This is a genomic window from Flavobacterium chungangensis, assembly GCF_042654045.1.
GTDB lineage: Bacteria > Bacteroidota > Bacteroidia > Flavobacteriales > Flavobacteriaceae > Flavobacterium > Flavobacterium chungangensis.
Genome location: NZ_JBHSFY010000012.1, coordinates 160,414 through 179,736 on the forward strand (window position 1 = coordinate 160,414; position 19,323 = coordinate 179,736).

A 19,323-nucleotide genomic window follows, 5' to 3' on the forward strand; every position below is an offset into this window, starting at 1 on the left:
ACCATTTGGTAAGTACCTGACTAAAAGGTGTGTATAGGTAGGGTTGACGTTTTTTTCAATAACTTCGTGTAAATAATATTTAAAAATAAAAGAACATGTCACAAGAAGAAAAAAACAAACAGATTGCTATTACAGCTTATCAAAAAATTTTCGGTGATTTAGATACTACTGGAGTAGATGAATATGTGAGTAAGAATTTCGTGCAGCACAATCCGACTATATCTGATGGCCAAGAAGGAGTTAAAAGTCTTGTTGAGATGCTTATATCTCAAGGAGTGCCAAAACAAAAAATAGATTTCAAACACATTGTTGTAGATGACGATATTGTAATTCTTCATTCTCGCTACGAGATGTCTGGAAAAGAATGGAGATTTATAGATATCTATCGTATTGAAAATGGAAAATTAGCGGAACATTGGGATGCTATGATGCAGATGCCCGATAATCGCGCTAATAGTAATCCACTGTTTTAAATTAAAATAGTTATAGATTACATAATTACATTTAAAAAAAATACTAGTTTTATTTCGTGCTCTTTCAAAATAATGCTTTCTAAGAGCATTACGAATTATTAGAAGAAATTTAGAATTTAATTAATGGTTAATCAGGATATTTGGACATCCAATTTGAAATTAAGCTGATAGTCTCATTTGCTTTGGGGATAGCTTTTTAATGGGTAATACTATTATATACTCCAATTTATTATTTAATTGTAATAATATACAGTGCTCTTTTTGGAAAAATTATATATTCAGTTTACTTAAAAAAAGATTCTTTACGGCGATCATTTTGTTGATTTTTTGAGGTGGAAAAGATATAGGGGACACATTTTATACTTATTTCTGGATTAGCTTGAATCTGCTCTCGCAATCCAAATCCATTTTTTGAGAGTAAAGATAATTCAGTATTTCACAGCAGAAAGAGTAAAAAGTATTTTAAAAGAAGAGTTTGGATTAACTGAGATCCCTGATGATTTTGAGAATTTAAAAAAGTATGTCCAGCAATCCATTTTATTTTGCAATCAAAATCAGAGTGCATTTATAAATAAATATTTTAACTCCAAATCAAGAAAATTTATAAAATCAAACTAAACCTAAAAAAAAGTAGAAAAAAGTAAATCGGAACAAAAGTAATTCTGTTCCGATTTAACTAATTTTATATTACTAATCAGGTCAATCTTTTTCAGGACAAATCAGTTCGAAAACTATGTGCCGTTTTTCTATAGCACGTTTCATCTATAAATTTTACCGTTATTTTTAATTCGAATAGCTTAAGAAAAAAAAAGTTTATGATGAACAGATGTAGTTTTAAAAAAAAAAATTAAATTTTTATTTTAATCCCGGCATTTACAACAAATCCATCCAGCGGCGCATAAATATCTTTAAAAACAGGATTTGAAATAGTTCCTGTGTATATGCTTCCAAATTTGGTTTGTCTGGTATCCGTAAAATTCTCAAAGTTTGCGTAGACTGAAAAATTATCCCAAAGTTTTTCCACCATGAAACCAAAAATCCAGTAATCTCTTCCAGTTGTACCATCGCTTAATTTTTGTGGGCTGTAATAATATGCTTCTAATCCGACTTTCCATTTTTCTTCAACTTCATACATCAAAACATTGTTTAATCTGTGTTTAGCTGTTAAAGGATTTTGAGATTTTATTCCGTTATTATCTATGGAAGCATCAGTATAGGTATAACCTAGAAATAATTTAAAGTCTTTATAGCCTAATTTTAAATTTGTTTCAGTTCCTTTTGTGTCCAGATAACCATTGACATTTACAAATTGATAAACCTTATCAGGAAGTGAATTTAAGATCAAAGGATTGTCAACATTGGTATAGAAGAACAACTGATTCCATGATAAGGAAAGATTTTCTGTAATTTTAGTTTTGTAATTTACATCAAAGTTAAAACCGTAACTTCTTTCCAGTTTGTTAAAATCGCTGTTAATCGGAAGTACATTTCGATACTGGATACGCTCGCTTTCTTCTGTAAAAATAGTTGGTGTTTTGTAACCTAAACCGCCGCCGATTCTGGATGTAAATTTAGAATTAATTTTAAACAAAGCAGAAACCCTAGGAAGCAGCGAAAATCCATAATCAAGTACATAATCGCCTCTAAGGCCTGTTTCAATTTCCAGCCATTCTTTTGCTTTAACAGTGTTTTGAATAAAAGCTCCATATGTAATCTGGTTATAATTTCTTAAAGGAAAAGTGGTCTGGCTGTTTTCTGTAAAACTGTCGGTGTATAAATTTCCTCCAGCAACCCATTCTGCAATATCGCCGTTTTTAGAATAGCTTATTTCTGAAAAAGTACTGTTCTGCAAGCCGTCAAAAACATAGTCAGGAATTGTGATAACACGGCTGAAATTATTAAAACTGTTTTTGATGGTTAGAGATTCTCTCTCATTAAATTTATGAGTCAGGGCAAACTGCGTGCTTAATCTCTGGGTTTTATTTTTTTCGAAGTAACTGCCAGGATAACTGCTTTCATCTTTAATATAGTCGATATTTCCGCCGATACGGTTTTCAAAAACAGTATTAATACCAAAGTTAAGTTTGGTATTTTCATTAAAATTGACAAATAATTTTGGATTAAAATTAAAGCGTTCAAATTTAGGAATAGCGGTTAATTGTATATCTGCGGGATCATAGGGAGCATTTCGATCATGAGAAGCAAAAACAGTCAATCCGATTTTGTTAAACTGCTGTGAATAGAAACCATTAATATCCAAACCAAGGGCAGAAGTTCCATTGATTAGAAATCGGAACTCTCTTTCTTCGGTTGGAGTTTTAGAAACAAGATTCACTAAACCAGCAATTGCACCGCCGCCATAAAGAGTCGAAGCCGAACCTTTAATTATTTCAACCTGTTTTAAATCTAATGGGGGAGTCTGCAACAATCCCAGTCCGCTTGACGCACCTGAATAAATGGGAAAACCATCTTTTAAGATTTGTGTATATCGGCCGTCTAATCCCTGAATTCTGATAGACGAGTTACCAGAAGTGGCTGAAGTCTGCTGGGTCTGAATTCCAGTACTTTCGTTAAGCATCATACGAATGTCTCCCGGTTTCATATTGGCCTTTTCTTCCAGTTCTTCTCCGGCAATAAATTCTACTCTGGTCGGAATATTAGTGATTGTTCGATTTCCTCTGGTTGAAGTAACAACGATTTCTTCCATTTCTTCAGCGTCTTCCTCTTGGCTCTGCAATGCAATTTCTATAAAATTAGAGATGGAAGGCACTTTAAAAACTGTTTTATTTGGAGCGTAACCTTCAAGAGAAATTGATAAAGTATAATTTCCATCTTTTAGATTTTCGATAGTGATATTTCCATCATTATCTGATTTGAAAACCGAGCTTGTTTCTTCAATTTTTGCAGATGCTCCTTTTAGAGGTTCGTTAGTTTCAGTATTTTTAAGATGAAATTTGACAGTTTTCTGTGCTTGTGCAGTGCCAATAAACGCAACTGCCACAATTAATAAAATATATTTAAACATTTATGATTTCTTAATATTAATAATAAATAATAGACCCGCATAATGGGATTAATGCAGGGGATAATAAACTTTTATATTAAGAAATTTTAGGAGGCTGCCAGATTTTGCAGATAAAAGAAGAATATACAAATTTGTTGTATGATGGTGTCTGAGAAACTTCATCCAGAGTAAATTCTAATTTTTCATTGATAATTACAGAATTAAAATTTATTGTAAAACCGACGCAGGTTCCGCAGGAATAAAATGGCGAACATTTTCCGCTACATTGATTACCGCAGTCATGAGAATTATCCTCGCAGTTTTTCTCCGTACCGCATTCTGAATGTTTAGCAAACGCGGAGCATGGCACTGTCGAAAGAAACAGTACAATGCACGATAATATTGTTACCCATATTTTCACAAGTCAAATTTATAAATATTTTATTTAATAATTTAATACTATCTATTTTTGCAGGTTAAATAAATACTCTTCGGAATAAATCTTAAATGAATTGTGTCCGCTTCGGGAAAAAGTATTGCTTAGAACTAATAGGTTTGGATCATTATATAAGCTTAAAACGGTCGACCAACATTTTTAGGTCTTCGAGCAAAAAGTTGGAATTCAATCCTTCCAAGGACAGATGAACGGAAAAAACTTTTATTTAATATTTTTGTTTTTTTACTCAGTAGCTATTTATTAGGGATAAATTAGATTTATTTGTACCTTATTTGTACCATATCATTTGTAAAGTATTGGTTTATATATGTTGTTAGTTTTGAAGAAGAAAACTAACTCCTTAAAATTGTAAAATAGTCTACATTATGGACATATTATGTCCATGAAAATTCCAAATATCAATCATACCTTTGGAAAGATAATTAATTGATGCAATTATTTGATTACGAATTAAAAAATGGTAAAAAAGGATACTTTCTTGTTTTGCCAGATTATTGCATATACATTTTATTTAAATGATGATTGTTATGGATGAAAATATTACGAAAGAAGATTTAAGACAGTTTGGACTTCTTATCAAGATATCTTCGGTCCATAACTATCATAAATGCCTTCACGAGTTGGATGAGTATGGCTATCTGTGGTATGAGCCTTCTTTTAAGAAAAAAAGAGGCACCCAGATTTATTTTTTTGATTTTGAAATATCTAAAACACAACTTTTATGAAGCCATTTGCCTTTGAAGATCTGCCTAATATATTGGGTACTCTTATGATGCGCATGGAGAGCATTGAGCGTATGGTTAAGGAGATCAGGGATAAAAGGACTCCTGAAGATTTTGATCCGGGGCTGCTGAACATTCTGGAGGCTTCAAAACTGATTAATCTTTCTGTGGCGACCATTTATTCCAAAGTGTGCCGAAATGAGATTCCGGTCAATAAGCAGGGCAAGAAGCTGTACTTTATAAAGTCAGAGCTTTTGGAGTGGATAAAGTCCGGAAGGGTAAAGACGATTTCAGAACTGCGTTCGGAAGTGGAGCAGCGGCTAAAAAGCAGGGATTGATTTTCCCTGCTTTTTTTATGGGTTTAGTTTTTAATTCCAGGCGGCCTTTGATATATTGGATTTTGATGGAGCAGCATAATTCTGCATTTGATGTTAATGTTAGGATTTGGAACAGTCGGATGCTGTTTTATGTTCCGTTTTGCGGCTAATTTTGCTGTTTTAAATTGCAGAAAACATGACAGCGGAACAAGAACTGGAAGTGGATGCCTATGTGCTGGCATCTTCTGGGCTGCGTATAACATCACGCGGCTATAAGGCATTGAAAACATTATTTGAGCATGGGAATCTCCTGTACTGGTGCATCGGAAAAAATGACACTCTGGAGCTGGCAAAGGTTCTTATCCATTTAAAATTTCCGTATAATCATGTTTCGGGAGGGCTGGAAGTGCTTCCGGAACATAAAAGAGATTTTTATTATCTGGTCATGCACCGTCATGCACAGGTTAGAAAACGGCAGTATCCCAATACTCATTTAAGCGTGGGCAAGTCTGACAGATACAGTGATGGAAGGCCTGGATGGGCCGAGAAGATAATGGCCAATAGAGAATCGGAACAATAGCATTCTGATTCCCATTTTTTTATGGAAGGTGCATATATGTCTGCATTGGAGAACCGGAAAAATTATCTTATAAAAAGGCTTCAGAATTTATCTGTCAACTAATGGAAGAGTAACTCTTTTTGTTCAGCGGTCTATTTTCTGCTGGAGTATTTGGAACCAAAGATTCGCTTTCACCTCTCGAAAATAAGTGCATGTGATTAGATTCAATTCCTTTATTCTGTAAATAATCTGAAACCGCTTGCGCTCTTTTCATTCCAATTTCAAGATTGCGCTCTTCCGTTCCTATATTAAAAGCATATCCTGTAATAGGGAAATTTTTTCACGCCTTTTGTTAAAGCGAATCTCTTTTACATTTGTAGGTAAGCCAACTGTGTTAAAATATTATTTCAAGTAAAAGATTAATTATTGTTTTTTAAAAATCTGAAAATCATTATATTAATATTGTTATGAATATGATTTATATATAAATTGAACCATTGTGTTTTAAGATAAAAGAGAATAAAACTCCCGTAGCGTCGTTTTTTAATAAAACGATACTATGGGTTTATTTGATTTTATGATAGTGGAAATCGCTATGGATTTGGGAACAGCCAACACTTTAATAATTCACGGAGGAAAGATTGTAGTCGACAGTCCTTCAATAGTGGCAAGAGATATCAGGAACGGAAAAATTATTGCCGCGGGTAAGGAAGCCAGTTTAATGCAGGGCAAGACCCACGAGAATATTAAAACTATACGGCCGCTTAAGGACGGGGTCATTGCGGATTTTGATGCTTCGGAAAAAATGATTAGCTGGTTTATCAATAATATACCTGAGATAAAGAAAAATCTTTTTAAGCCTGCACTGCGTATGGTGGTGTGTATTCCAAGCGGCATTACGGAAGTTGAAATGAGAGCCGTAAAAGAGTCCTGCGAAAGGATGAACGGAAAAGAAGTCTTCTTAATTCATGAGCCGATGGCAGCTGCTATAGGAATGGGGCTGGATGTCATGCAGCCCAAAGGGAACATCATTGTGGATATCGGCGGAGGCACCACAGAAATTGCTGTAATTGCGCTTGGAGGAATCATCTGCGACAAATCCATAAAAATTGCGGGAGATGTTTTTACCGGAGATATACTCTATTATATGAGGACGCATCATAATCTCTATATAGGTGAAGCCACCGCTGAACAGATAAAAATAGAAGTGGGGGCAGCAATTGAAGATCTTGAAGATGCTCCAGCTGATATGATGGTGCGCGGAAGGGATCTGCTTACCGGAAAACCCAAAGAGGTGCAGATCACTTCAAGAGAAATTGCAAGAGCTTTAGACAAATCAATACTGCGAATTGAAGATGCCATTATGGTTACGCTTTCAGTGACGCCTCCTGAGCTGGCAGCAGATATTTATAATACAGGACTGTATCTTGCAGGCGGAGGAGCAATGCTGCGCGGTCTTGATAAAAGAATTTCCCAGAAAACAGACCTGCCGGTTTATATTGCAGAAGATCCCCTGCGTGCAGTGGTAAGAGGCACGGGGATCGTTTTGAAAAATATAGGCAAATATAAAAGCGTACTGGTTAAGTAGATGCTGCATATTAATCTATCCGAAGAGAATGTCTTGCTATTCGAGAAATAGATTTAAAGCTATTATTTATTTCAAATATGTGTATTTCCACTTGTTTTTAATGGGAAAATTGGAAGCGTAAAAATAGTATTTTGTTTTGTTTTGCAGGATGTTCCTTTTTTTTATAAAACATTGTGCCATCATCTTGCTTAATAATCTTCAATTGCATAGAAATTTTAAGTGGTGTTTGATGATTTTAATACTATTTATTTTATATTTGCCTCAACTGCTAGATTAAAATGTTCTCTGAAAAGCTATATATTTTTCCAAATTATCGGACACATGACAAATGATGTTTTTTGTAAGATTATATTTTTTAAAATTTGTACCTTATTTGTACCTCGACATTGCTTAAGCCTTATTAAATAAGAAAAGTTAATTTCTGTATTGGCAAGTAGAAGGCGCAAAGAAACGCAAAATAAAAATAACAAAAAGAGCTAAAATGTTGGTAAATAATATTTTAGTTCTTTTTTTATTGATTTTTTTTGAATATCTGTTTGGCTCAGATCGTTATGTCATTTGTATTCTATGATCTCAAATAATAAATCATATCTCTCGCCTAATTTTTTCTTCAATCGTTGTTTGCTTTTTTTGATGGCATCGACTGTAACTCCCAATAAGTTAGATATTTCGGAGTTGTTAAGATCTAATTTTTGCAGCATTATAATCTTAAGATTAGATTCTTTTAATTCTGGAAAATTTTTGACTACATAATTATAAAATTCACCATGCTGTTTTATAAACTCTTTTTTGAAGTTTTTCCAGTTTTCATCTGTCATCAAATGGGAGTCTAATATTTTGTCAAGTTTTGTTTTTTCTTCTTCAGACTGTACCGCTACAGAGTTTCTAATTTCTTCAAGTTCAGTTTCTAGAATAGATATCTGCTTGTTTTTGTTTTTAAGATATTCGTCGAAGGTTTCAATATTATAACTAGCATCACTAAGCTTCTGTTCAAAAAAAAGTCTGTCTTTTTCAAGTGTTATTTTCTTTGTTTTTAATTTTTTGTTCAATGAGGTGTAAGTAACCAGACTTAGCACAATAGTAAGGATTAGAATTAGAATAATTAGGCTTTTTGTTTTTTCGCCTTTCTCTAATTGCAATCGAATTTTCTCATTATCAGTTTCATATTTCTTTTTTTGAATAAGCCAATGAGATTGCTGTAGTACCGTATTGCCATTGGTATTAAGAAGATATTCTTCAATTTGTTTAAGCTGTCGTCTTAGTAAAAGTTCTTTCTGAGGATCTTTACCTCCTAGAACAATAAGTTTTAACTCTATTACTTCTTTTAAAGAACTTCTGTAGTACGACTTTGAGCTTGCAATTTTTCCCGCTTTTTCTAAGATCTCCTCGAGTTCTGCAGTGTCTTTGAGTTTTAAGAGAATTTTAGCCAATATAATAGAAGCATACATCTCATTCTTTTCAATTTTAAATTTTTGAGAATAGAGAATATCTTGTTTTAAAAAGCGCACAGCATCTTTTAAATTTCCTTTTTCTTGGTAAATAAGCGCTTTGTCTCCTAAAATTTTTGCATACCTGATACTGTCGCCTATTTTTAATGCCATAGCTTCTGCATTATTAAAATAATACATGGCATTTGATAAATCTTTGTTTCTGAAATAACTGCTACCAATTGCGTTTAAAACTCCCGCAGATTCTGAAGAAGGGTTTTGCATATACTGCAGCGCTTTTTTATAATAACTTATAGCAGATTTATCTTCGACCGTAGACATTATCCAGCCAAAGAATTTAAAAGTCTCTTCGGGCAAAATCATTTCCGAAGGACCAATCTGATTGCTTTCGTCCATCGTTTTTAGAACGATCGGGATAAGTTTATCAATCTGGCAGTAAAAATATAAGTACTTAGAATAATTTACCTGCGTCCAGATTATAAGACTTAAATCATTGCTTTTTTTAGCTTCTTGAATAGATTTTAAGTAATAATATTCGCTTCTGCTGTTTATTTTATCGAAGAATAAAGAAAAGCCATTTGCAAGTAAGGCACTGTATAAAATCTGTTCGTTTTTGTGTGAAGAATTTTTTAAAAAAGACAGTCGTTTTTGTAGTTCTACAGTGTCTTTTTTAGAATTATTTTCTTTGATAATGATAGCTTCGATTTTCTTAATTGACTCTGCACTAGACGATGATAGTTTTTGAGCGTGCAATTGGGTACAAAAAACAAAGGTGTATAACACAAAAAATAAAACAATTTTTTTTGTACAGAAAATCATTTGGGAATGGGGACTTATTATAGGCTGCTAAACTAAAAAAAATAAACGTTTTACTAAAAAAAAGTTAAAGAGAAAATCATGTTTTTTTGAACTAATGCCTTGAAAATCTTAAATATAAAATTTTTCTTATAAGTTCTAAAAATCTGGTAAGTATTGTACCAATTTAAAGAAAAAACTTTTTCAATGTTTGCCTAATTCTTTGAAAGAAATTTCAATATAATCTTACCGAAAAGAAATCATTGTTTTGTATGGCAGCTCAAGCCTTTTTTTTGCTTTGAAATCTCTTTGCAAATAGTAAATAGAAAAGGATATTTTTTAAATGGCTAAATATTAATGATTTAAAAATTAAAGCCTATTAATTTGTCCTCTTTTTGTCTCTCCCTATTATTTAAGGAATTTTATTTTTTAAAATAAATTCGCTCCTTAACCAACCCCTTAAAATTTTAATTTTTTAAATGATATCTATGAAAACAAAATTACTCTTAATGTTATGTCTTTTTTGCGCATCTATTTCAAATTATGCCCAAAGTTCTGCTTCGCAGTCCGGAATTGCAGTACAGGGAATTGCCAGAGATGCAAACAATACAGCCTTAACAAATCAGACAATTAATCTTACGTTTACGCTGTATTATTTAGACGCTTCAAGTATCGAGCAGTTGATCAACAAAGTTACCAGAAATGTGACTACTGATGCGTTTGGAGTATTCTCTGATGTAATAGATCCAACAGCAGTGAATAACAGCGTAATTGCCAACAATACTGCTTATCTTAGAATTGAGAAAGGTTCAGAAGTTATATCTGACGAAAAACTTCGTCATGTGCCGTATGCAATTGCTGCCAACAACGGTGTTCCAACAGGTTCAATTATGCCTTTTATAGGAACTGTTGCTCCAGAAGGATGGGTGCTTTGCAACGGAGCCGCTCTTCCTACAACTGCTAAAGCTCTGATTGCGTTGGTCGGAAGTAATGCGCCAAACCTACAAGGTATGTTTTTAAGAGGTACTGGAACAAGTCCTGTAAATAATCAACCTGGACCGGCTTTAAAAGGAACACAAAACGATGAAATTAAGAGCCACTCACACGCAAAAGGTTCATTAAGTACCGATACAGCTGGTAACCATAACCACGCAGATGGAATTTTTGATAAAGTTATGAGTATTACTGGAAATAATACTGTTAATGCAGTAGATGGTGATAGTCAATTAGTTCAACCGGATCTTGGTTATGCAAGAACAATGCCAACTACTGGTAATCATACACATAACATAACTGGTTCAACAGCAGATACTGGAGGAACAGAAACTAGACCTGTTAGTTACGGTGTAAATTACATCATTAAATTATAAAGCTGTAATTATGAAAAAAATAATTGCAGTTCTCGGAATGTTTGTTCTGGGAGCGGGACTTTATGCTCAAAACAATAAAGGAGCTAAAGTTGTACCCGTTTCGCAGGCCATTCAAAAAAATGGATTCAACATACAGGTTGGACTTCCATTTTTAGGGCAAAATAAGACTGGACCAAGGAAAACAAACCCTGCAGATATTCGCTTTCCATGGAGTACACTGTATTTGTATCACACATTTGCAGAAGAATCTTTTAGTGTTTCAAAAGGTTTTTATGGTGATAAGGTTTTAATTGCTTGGAATTTAAGAGCCAATGAAAATTTGGTAAAAAGCATTAAGATTTACAGAAGGGTCTACACAGAAACCGGAAATCTTCCTTACAATTTAGTAGTCAGTCTTTCTCCAACAGAAACAAATTATGAAGATAAATATGTAGAAGGGGGAGTTTTGTATGAATATATGGTAGAAGCGCAGGGAATTGCTGCAACTCCAATTCTTTACAGTACTTATATTACCGGAATTGGATACAGAAATCCTACGGCGGTTGTAACAGGAAACATCAGTTATAAAGGCGGAAATCCGGTTAAAGATGTTGTGGTTACCGCAACTCCAAATGGCAGCGGCGCTGTTAAAGGAAGTGGTCTAAATGTTCCTGCTTCTGGTTTTGTAGATTTAAGCGGCTTGAGTACATTAATTTCAAATTCGGCTACTTTTGAGGCTTGGGTAAAACCATCTAGCGCTTATACAAGTGATTCTGAAACAGCGATTCGATTGTTTAACATTTCAAGTTCGACAAGCGCAGATAATCTTGATGTTACTGTAAAATTAAACGCGGTAAGCAAATCTATTGATGTTACTATAGGCGACAGAAAATATACATTGAGAAATTATTTTCCTTCGGGTAATTTAAACTCAAGAGGAAATGATCTGCTTGTACCTGTTTCAGAATTTAATAGATCTTTTGTTCATTTTTCTGTTGTAATCAATGATAATCAAGTTCCGTTGTTATACGTTAACGGAAGACAGATTACACAAGCTTATGTAACAGAAGCTGACAGTAAATTAAGAGGTCTTGATGCGTCTTATACTGCGCCTTATTTTAGTGCTGTAATTCCAACGGGCACCGTAAGACTTTCTGGCGTAACTTGGGATAATGCTAAAGTGGGCGGTGGAAAATCTAGTTATATTGATGAAATCAGAATTTGGAAAGCCGCATTAGAATCGTCTGTTATTAGAACAGATTATTCAAGATTTATAAGCGGAAACGACTCTCGTTTGGTTACGTACTTGAGAGCCAATGAAAAAGCAGGAAGATTTGCGTATGATTTGTCTCGAAGCGGTTTTAATTATAATGAAAATCACGGTAAGCTTTGGGATGCCAATACAGCACAAGGCAATAGAGTATTATGGGCAACAGAAGCAGATAATTACCCAACAACTTCTCAATTGGGTGTTTTAGGAGTAACAGACAGTAAAGGTAATTACCAAATTAGTGCCATTCAGTATTCTGGTACAGGAGAATCTTATAACATTACTCCAATGTACGGCCAGCATAAATTTGAACCTAACCAGCAATTGGTTTATTTAGGTTTGGGTTCTGAGGTGGTTAATAAAATTGATTTTGTCGATCAGTCTTCGTTCAGCTTCAAAGGTGTTGTAGCTTTTGATACAAGAGGCGTTTTTCCATCTTATGTTTCTGTAGACGGCAAATCTGCCCAAAACGAAAATGATGCATGGGTTGGCGGAGGAGCTAATATTCTGGATGAAGGTTATAATTACTATGAAATAAATGGTGAAAAATTTCCTAAAGCTAAATATTGGAAAAATGATGCGGGAACTCCAAATGATAAATCAGACGATTATTTAGATCGTTATGCTTCAATTTACACAACTGGAGCAAATGTATATATTGACGGAAACATCGTTCTGGATGCCAATAACATTCCGGTTGTTACAGACGATAATGGTTATTTTGATGTAAGCGTTCCTATTGGTAAACATTATATTACAATCAAAAAAGACGGACATCAGTTTGTTTATAACGGGCGTTTTCCTGCTGCGACAACTGAGTTTAAAGAGTTTTTTGAAGATGCGAATGAGCCAGTTTACTTTGTAGACAACACTAAAGTAACCGTAGTAGGTAAAGTAGTTGGTGGTTCTGTTGAAGCCGAAAAGCCTATTGGTTTTGGTGGTGAAGGCGTAATGACCAAAACGATAATCGATTCTGGAATCACAAAAAATCTTGAAGTAAGCGCTAAAAATAATATTGGTAAAGCAGATTTTACATTAGGATATGCACCAGTTGGAGCCAATGTGACCAATTATACCAAATTTAATTATACGACTAACACGGCTTCAGGAGAATATAGAGTTGCAGTAATGCCTTTAAAATATAATTTGGAAGCAAATGATTTGGTCATTAAAAGCAATTCGGGCATTTCGTTACTAAAAGCAGGAACTACAGAAACATTTGATTTTTCTGAAATACCGGTTACTAAAACACCTGAATTTAAGTATAAAGAAAATAATGTAGATAAAACCTTAACAGGAACGCCGTATCATTACGAGAAAAGCTTTACGTACAGATCAACTCCTGTATTGCAGGTTATCGAACAAACTTCTGATAAAACGATCGATGTTGCAGGAACAAAAGTATCTACAGAAAACTTTGCAAAACCAATTTACACGCAGTTTATGGCGTACAAAATTGTAATGAATCGTTTTGAACGTTACACCAATAATGATTCAGGAACAGCCGTTGAAGTAAAAGTTCCTGTAAAGGATGGTGAATTGGTGAAAACAAATAATCTTGCTTTACAAGATTCTGAAACCATTACAGCAGATGGAAGTACTTTAACATACGCTTTTAAAGCAGGTGTCCCTTCAATTACACCTCCATTTGAAATCAAAAACAGTTTAAAATACCGATTAAACGAAGTAGATTATCCTGTTGAGAACTTTAATGATATCGGAATCATTTTAGGAGGTGCATCAGATGGCAGCCAAACTTTTGTTACGGAGGCTCCAGATGTTCCTGCCATCATTTTAAGAGACCCACCTGGTTCAAATAGTTTTGCGACTATAGAAAAAGGAGAAAGTATTTCTTTTACCTCTGAAGCATCTTTGTCACATCAGGAAGGATTTACACAAAACGTTAGTGTTCATGCAGGATTGCATTTTGAAGTTAGCGGCGGTATAGTTCCGACACCAGTAGTAGAGGCAACAGCAACAAATAATGTAGATGTTGGAGTTGGACTTAACAATACTTCTAATGATGGTAAAAGCGTCACAAGTACTTTTACTTTCAGCAAGGCAATATCAACTAGTGACGCAACAGATTATGTAGGTTCAGATGGTGATTTATACATCGGAAACTCTAAAAATATGTTTTATGGTACTTTTGATAATATTGAAGCATCTAAAAAAATACCTGTAAAAACGGTAAACGGAGTCACAGTAGAATTGGGAGCTAATGAATATATAAACTTAGGAACTGCTATTGATCCTATTTATGTAAGCAAGCAAAAAGCATTGATTTTAAATGATCAAAACAGTCCTACATTTTTTGTATACTCGCAAAAACATATTTTGAGTACATTAATTCCAGAATATGAGCAATTTATTACTGCAAATCTAAATGGACCAAATCCTGATTCAGAAGAAAATAAAAGGAAAAGGGATCAGTATACTGAAAAAATTAGGTTGTGGAGAAAGATAATACTGGAAAACGAAAAGAATAAATATATTGCAAAAAACTCACCTGAGACATACAAAGCAGGTTTAGCCGGAGTTGTAACCAAGTTTAAAAATGAAATAAGCAGCGTTTATGATAAGGTAAATGATCCAGTTGCTAAACAAAAACTAACAAATCAACTTAATCAATCCAATACAATTAAAAATTTATTGGAATCTAATTTCCTAAAAAATGTTTCATTTGATGCAGGTTTGGGGTCTTATACACAAAGTGTAGAAACAAGTATTGTAGCAGCAGAGCCTACATCTTATAATCTTGTTATAGATCAATCTGTAGCTGCAGAGCTTGGATTCCTTTTTAATAGAGTAGGAGTTGTTAGTAAGACAAACTCTTTCTTTCAACAGGATATTAATTCTACATTATCAGAAGAAAAAGCAACTACTACAAACATAAGTTACACGATTAAAGATAATGATAAAGCCAACTTTTTAAGTGTAAACGTAATCGATGCATTCGATGGTAATGGTCCGATATTTATTAATCAAGGAGGTAGAACTTCTTGTCCTTATGAAGATGCAGAATTAACTCATTTCTATAATAAAAGTGAGTACAGTGCCACCGCACCTGTGATTAATGAACTGCCAGAAGATAAACGTGAAAAGTTAAGTTTTGCTACTCAAAAAGTAGAAGTTCCGGTACTTGCCGTAACAGATAACGATATTACAAATGTAGTTGAAACTAAAAATGCTGAGTTTGAATTAAAGCTTCAAAACAACAGTGTTTCGGGTTCTGATGCTGATTTCTTATTAGTTGTAGATAATACGACTAATCCGAATAATGCCTTAATTAATATTGAACCAAACGGAACAATTGTACATGTGCCTTATGGAAAAGAAGTTATTTATAAACTGACTTTAGGAAAATCTATTTCAGATATTTATGAATATAAAGACATCAAAATCAGACTGCAGTCATTATGTGACGGAGAAGATGTAAGTTCTGAAGTGTTTATTTCGGCAAGTTTCGTTCCATCATGTTCAAGCGTAACGGTAAACGCGCCGCTGAATAATTGGGTTTATAATAGAGAAAAAGCTTTTAATACAGACGGTACAACAAAACCGTTGGCAATAAACTTGAATGGATACAATACCAAGTTTAAGAGCTTCAAAAAAATTGATTTGGAGTATAAATTAGCGACAAGTCCAAATTGGATTCGCCTTCATACGTATTATGGTACTCCAGAATTTTATAATGAAGCAGTAAGCAATAATGAAACTCAAATTTCATCTATTGGTGCTGCAACAAGCTTAACGTATAATTTTGATATTGCTGCTTTACAATTAGCAAATGGAAATTATCAAATTAGAGCCAGAAGTACTTGTAGCAATAATACCGAGTTTATATCTGAAGTTATTTCTGGATTGGTCGATTTAAGTGCGCCTCAGTTATTTGGCACGCCTCTGCCTACAAATGGTATTTTGAGTGCGGGCGAAGACTTGAAAGTAAGCTTTAATGAAAAAATTTTCTACAACCCTGCGGTTAGCACAATTGAGATAAAAGGGCAGACGAATCAGTTAAAAATTGATCACAACGTAAGTTTACGTTTCGAAGGAAGCAACAATACGGCAGTCATCAATAGTCCTCAAATGAGTGCTGGAAATTTAAGTTTTGAATTCTGGATGAATAACGAAACGAAAAGTTCAAGCGCTTCGATTATCTCTCAGGACGGAGGTTTAAACATTGGGTTGAACAGCGGAAATATTTCTTTCTCATTAGGAGATGTTACTGTTCAAGGTGGTTTTAAAAATGATAATTTATTCCACCATTATGCTTTTACATACAACAGCAGTAACGGTGATTATCGAATTTTTGAAGATGATGTCGAAATTGGTGCTAAAAGTGGTAAAGCCAACGCACAATTTGCCAATAACAATGCTTTGGTAATTGGAGGCAATACATTTGTTGGAAACATGCACGATCTTCGTTTATGGAACAAAACATTAACCAGAGAAGAATCGTACGCAAAAATGTACGCTAAATTAATGGGTAACGAAGCTAATCTGGTTGGCTATTGGCCAATGAATGAAGGAAGAGACGCTTTGGCTAAAGATCTAGCAAGATTTAAACATGCGACTGTAAATACGTCATGGGATATCAAACCAAAAGGAACTTCTTACGACTTTAGCAACGGACAATATCTGGCGATGGACCATGTAAATTTTGTTCAAATAACCAAAGAAATGGACGCTACGATGGAGTTTTGGATTAAAACTGGAACTTCACAAGAAGCTACTATTTTCTCAAACGGAAAAGGCGATGGTTCTGATGTTGTTCAAAGCAACGGACTTTCTAATAAATGGTCTGTTGATATGAATAATTCTGGAAATCTTTTGTTAAACAGCGAAGGCAAATCGTATGTTTTAACTACAAAAGGACTTTCTGATAACGGATGGCATCATGTAACGCTATTGTTTAACAGAACGGGATCGCTAAGAACGTATGTAGATACACAATTAGTATCTTCTAACCAAATGACGGCTATTGGAGGTTTCTCTGGAAATAAAATATGGCTTGGAGCGAGAGGAGCTCGTGACCTTGCAGGAAAAGAAACCGTTGATCGTACTTTTACGGGTAAAATAGACGAATTCCGTTTGTGGAATACACTTCGTAATGTCGAACAAATCAATAGAGACAGTTATAATGAAGTTGATGTTGAAAGCATTGGTTTATTACTGTACTCACGAATGAATGTTCCAGATCCGGTTACAGCAAACGGACCGAGATATTATCATGCAGACGCCAATCAGACTGTAGTCGTGAACAATGCCCTTTTAAGCAGCGGAAATGTAAATTATTCTAATGATACACCGGCAATAAAACCAGAACGTCAGCTGGTTAAATTTGTAACCACAAATGTTATTAAAGACGGCGAAATGATTATTGCGCCAGTTATTACAGATTGGGCATCATTAGAAGGACAAATCTTAGATATTACAGTTCATAGAATGTTTGACAGCGCCAACAATATGCAGGAATCTCCTGTTACTTGGACAGCTTATGTAAATCGTAACGAGGTGAGTTGGTTTGCCGAAGGATATAATGAAATTGTAGATCTTACTAAGAATAGTGGCGAAACCAAAAGTTTTGAGATTACATTGGTAAACAAAGGAGGAAAACAACAGCCTTACGTAATTGGCAATGTGCCAAGCTGGTTAAGTTTAAGTAAAACATCTGGAAGTATTGATCCTAATAGTAAAACTATCATCAAAGCAACTGTTGATCAAGATTTTGCTGTTGGAGAATACCTTGAAAATTTATACTTGCAAACTGATTTTGGTTTTGATCAAAAACTACAGATCAAATTAAGAGTATTAGCTCCAGAACCTAACTGGTCAGTAGATCCGACTCATTTTGATTACAGTATGAATATTATCGGAAAAGTAAAAGTAGATGGTGTACTTTCTGCCGATTCTTATGATAAGATTGCTGCTTTTTATAATGACGAAACAAGAGGATCTGCAAAACTGGTTTACAATGAAGCTTATAAGGAATATTTTGCCTTTTTAACCATTTACAGTAATACAAATTCTGGTGAAAATCTGAAATTTAAAATATGGGATGCTTCTCAAGGTAAAATTTTAGAAGCTTCAGTAGAGACTAATCCGTCTATTACTTTTATGAATAATGAAGTCTTAGGAACTTTAAGCAAACCTTACATTTTTGCTAATTCAGGTTTAATAGAGCAAGAAATTAGACTAAACAAAGGATGGACTTGGATTTCTTTAAATACCAATGATGCTAATTTTTCAGATCTAAATGCATTGACGAAGAATCTAAAATTAGAAACTTCAAACCGTATTTTAAGCCATTCTCCTGCTTTATTGGAAACTTATTTTAAAGATAGTTCAAACCCTGCAAATAGTGGCTGGTCTGGAACTATCAGTGCAAATGGAGGACTTTCTTCTTCTAAAATGTATAAAATAAATATAACCGAAGAACAGACTTTAAAAGTAAAAGGAAAAAGTGTAGATGTTGCAACATGGAGTTTCCCTATTAAAGAAAACTGGAACTGGCTTGCTTATCCTTTAGGATCAAATCAGACTACCAATGAGGCTTTGGCTTATTTTGATGCTGCAGATGGGGATGTTATCAAATCGCAGAATTTGTTTGCTATTTACGACCCAGTCATTGGATGGAACGGAACCTTAAAATATTTAGAAGCTGGTAAAGGTTACATGATTAAATCAAGTAAAGTTCAAACTTTTAAATATCCTGATAATTTAGAAAAAAGCAAAACAGGAAAATCGGTTTCAAACCATGAGCAGGAAACAATCGCATCAGAGTTTACACAATATTCTCAAAACATGAATGCTGTTGTTTTACTTCCAGAAGGATATGATGAATTGTTTGTTTATGATACTAAAGGTGTCTTAAAAGGAAAAACCAGAAATCAGATGGTCGATGGAAAAGAGTTGAGTTTCATAACCATTTTTGGTGACGATACCGAAGAATTTTCATTTACGCTTGGAGATGGATTTAATAAAAAAGAAACTTCTAAAGCATTCACTTTTAAAGGAAACGAAGTACTAGGTACAATTGCGAATCCCGTAATTTTAGAAGATGTGTCGAAAACAGAAAACAGTATTTATCCGAATCCATTTGGAACAATTCTGAATCTGGAACTTAATGCTTCTAAAATGCAGGAAGTAAATGTGCAGCTTTATTCTATAAATGGTCAATTGGTATTCAGCCAAAGAGCTGTTATTGAAAATGGTCTCAATCTGATTTCAATTTCTCCATACATCGCTCAAGGAGTATATATTATTGAGGTTGCAGTTGATGGAAAACTAATAAGAACTAAAGTTATTAAAAACTAAGCAAACACTAAATTGAGCTCC

The 19,323-nt window shown here is 34.1% G+C and carries 10 protein-coding genes; 6 read left to right on the top strand and 4 right to left on the bottom strand.

Annotated features, from left to right (window positions below; translation table 11 throughout):
- Positions 1-95 precede the first annotated feature (95 nt).
- Positions 96-473, top strand: a complete 378-nt coding sequence (locus ACFO3N_RS18290; RefSeq protein WP_243234129.1) for a nuclear transport factor 2 family protein — start codon at positions 96-98, stop codon at positions 471-473.
- 847 nt (positions 474-1,320) lie between these two features.
- Here the strand turns inward: ACFO3N_RS18290 and ACFO3N_RS18295 are convergent.
- Positions 1,321-3,498 carry a TonB-dependent receptor gene (locus ACFO3N_RS18295; RefSeq protein WP_379800142.1) on the bottom strand — a complete coding sequence of 726 codons (2,178 nt, stop codon included), beginning with the start codon at positions 3,496-3,498 and terminating at the stop codon, positions 1,321-1,323.
- A gap of 76 nt (positions 3,499-3,574) precedes the next feature.
- Positions 3,575-3,898 carry a DUF6660 family protein gene (locus ACFO3N_RS18300; RefSeq protein WP_379800144.1) on the bottom strand — a complete coding sequence of 108 codons (324 nt, stop codon included), beginning with the start codon at positions 3,896-3,898 and terminating at the stop codon, positions 3,575-3,577.
- 757 nt (positions 3,899-4,655) lie between these two features.
- Between ACFO3N_RS18300 and ACFO3N_RS18305 the strand changes: the two genes are divergently transcribed.
- Both ACFO3N_RS18305 and ACFO3N_RS18310 read left to right on the top strand, forming a co-directional pair.
- Positions 4,656-4,994, top strand: coding sequence for a helix-turn-helix domain-containing protein (locus tag ACFO3N_RS18305; RefSeq protein WP_379800146.1), 339 nt, complete (start codon positions 4,656-4,658; stop codon positions 4,992-4,994).
- 175 nt (positions 4,995-5,169) lie between these two features.
- Complete coding sequence (locus ACFO3N_RS18310) at positions 5,170-5,553, top strand: hypothetical protein (RefSeq protein ID WP_379800148.1); 384 nt, start codon at positions 5,170-5,172, stop codon at positions 5,551-5,553.
- A gap of 94 nt (positions 5,554-5,647) precedes the next feature.
- Here the strand turns inward: ACFO3N_RS18310 and ACFO3N_RS18315 are convergent, their stop codons facing one another.
- The gene (locus ACFO3N_RS18315; RefSeq protein ID WP_379800214.1) at positions 5,648-5,860 is read right to left on the bottom strand and encodes an OmpA family protein; all 213 of its coding nucleotides are present in this window, start codon (positions 5,858-5,860) and stop codon (positions 5,648-5,650) included.
- A 231-nt stretch (positions 5,861-6,091) separates the two neighbouring features.
- On the opposite strand from ACFO3N_RS18315, the gene ACFO3N_RS18320 reads away from it, so the two are divergent.
- Positions 6,092-7,120, top strand: coding sequence for a rod shape-determining protein (locus tag ACFO3N_RS18320; RefSeq protein ID WP_379800150.1), 1,029 nt, complete (start codon positions 6,092-6,094; stop codon positions 7,118-7,120).
- Positions 7,121-7,674: 554 nt separating this feature from the next.
- Here ACFO3N_RS18320 and ACFO3N_RS18325 read toward each other — a convergent pair.
- Complete coding sequence (locus ACFO3N_RS18325) at positions 7,675-9,351, bottom strand: tetratricopeptide repeat protein (RefSeq protein WP_379800152.1); 1,677 nt, start codon at positions 9,349-9,351, stop codon at positions 7,675-7,677.
- Positions 9,352-9,851: 500 nt separating this feature from the next.
- On the opposite strand from ACFO3N_RS18325, the gene ACFO3N_RS18330 reads away from it, so the two are divergent.
- Together ACFO3N_RS18330 and ACFO3N_RS18335 are read left to right on the top strand one after the other, a co-directional pair.
- On the top strand, positions 9,852-10,733 hold the full coding sequence (locus ACFO3N_RS18330) for a tail fiber protein (RefSeq protein WP_379800154.1): 882 nt from the start codon (positions 9,852-9,854) through the stop codon (positions 10,731-10,733).
- 10 nt (positions 10,734-10,743) lie between these two features.
- Positions 10,744-19,302: a LamG-like jellyroll fold domain-containing protein gene (locus ACFO3N_RS18335; protein ID WP_379800157.1), complete on the top strand. Its 8,559-nt coding sequence runs from the start codon at positions 10,744-10,746 to the stop codon at positions 19,300-19,302.
- Positions 19,303-19,323: the final 21 nt, after the last annotated feature.

Bases quoted from the DNA above. Each gene is read 5' to 3' on its own strand.
- ACFO3N_RS18290 (WP_243234129.1), top strand. From the start codon at position 96: ATGTCACAAGAAGAAAAAAACAAACAGATTGCTATTACAGCTTATCAA.
- ACFO3N_RS18295 (WP_379800142.1), bottom strand. From the start codon at position 3,498: ATGTTTAAATATATTTTATTAATTGTGGCAGTTGCGTTTATTGGCACT.
- ACFO3N_RS18305 (WP_379800146.1), top strand. From the start codon at position 4,656: ATGAAGCCATTTGCCTTTGAAGATCTGCCTAATATATTGGGTACTCTT.
- ACFO3N_RS18310 (WP_379800148.1), top strand. From the start codon at position 5,170: ATGACAGCGGAACAAGAACTGGAAGTGGATGCCTATGTGCTGGCATCT.
- ACFO3N_RS18320 (WP_379800150.1), top strand. From the start codon at position 6,092: ATGGGTTTATTTGATTTTATGATAGTGGAAATCGCTATGGATTTGGGA.
- ACFO3N_RS18330 (WP_379800154.1), top strand. From the start codon at position 9,852: ATGAAAACAAAATTACTCTTAATGTTATGTCTTTTTTGCGCATCTATT.
- ACFO3N_RS18335 (WP_379800157.1), top strand. From the start codon at position 10,744: ATGAAAAAAATAATTGCAGTTCTCGGAATGTTTGTTCTGGGAGCGGGA.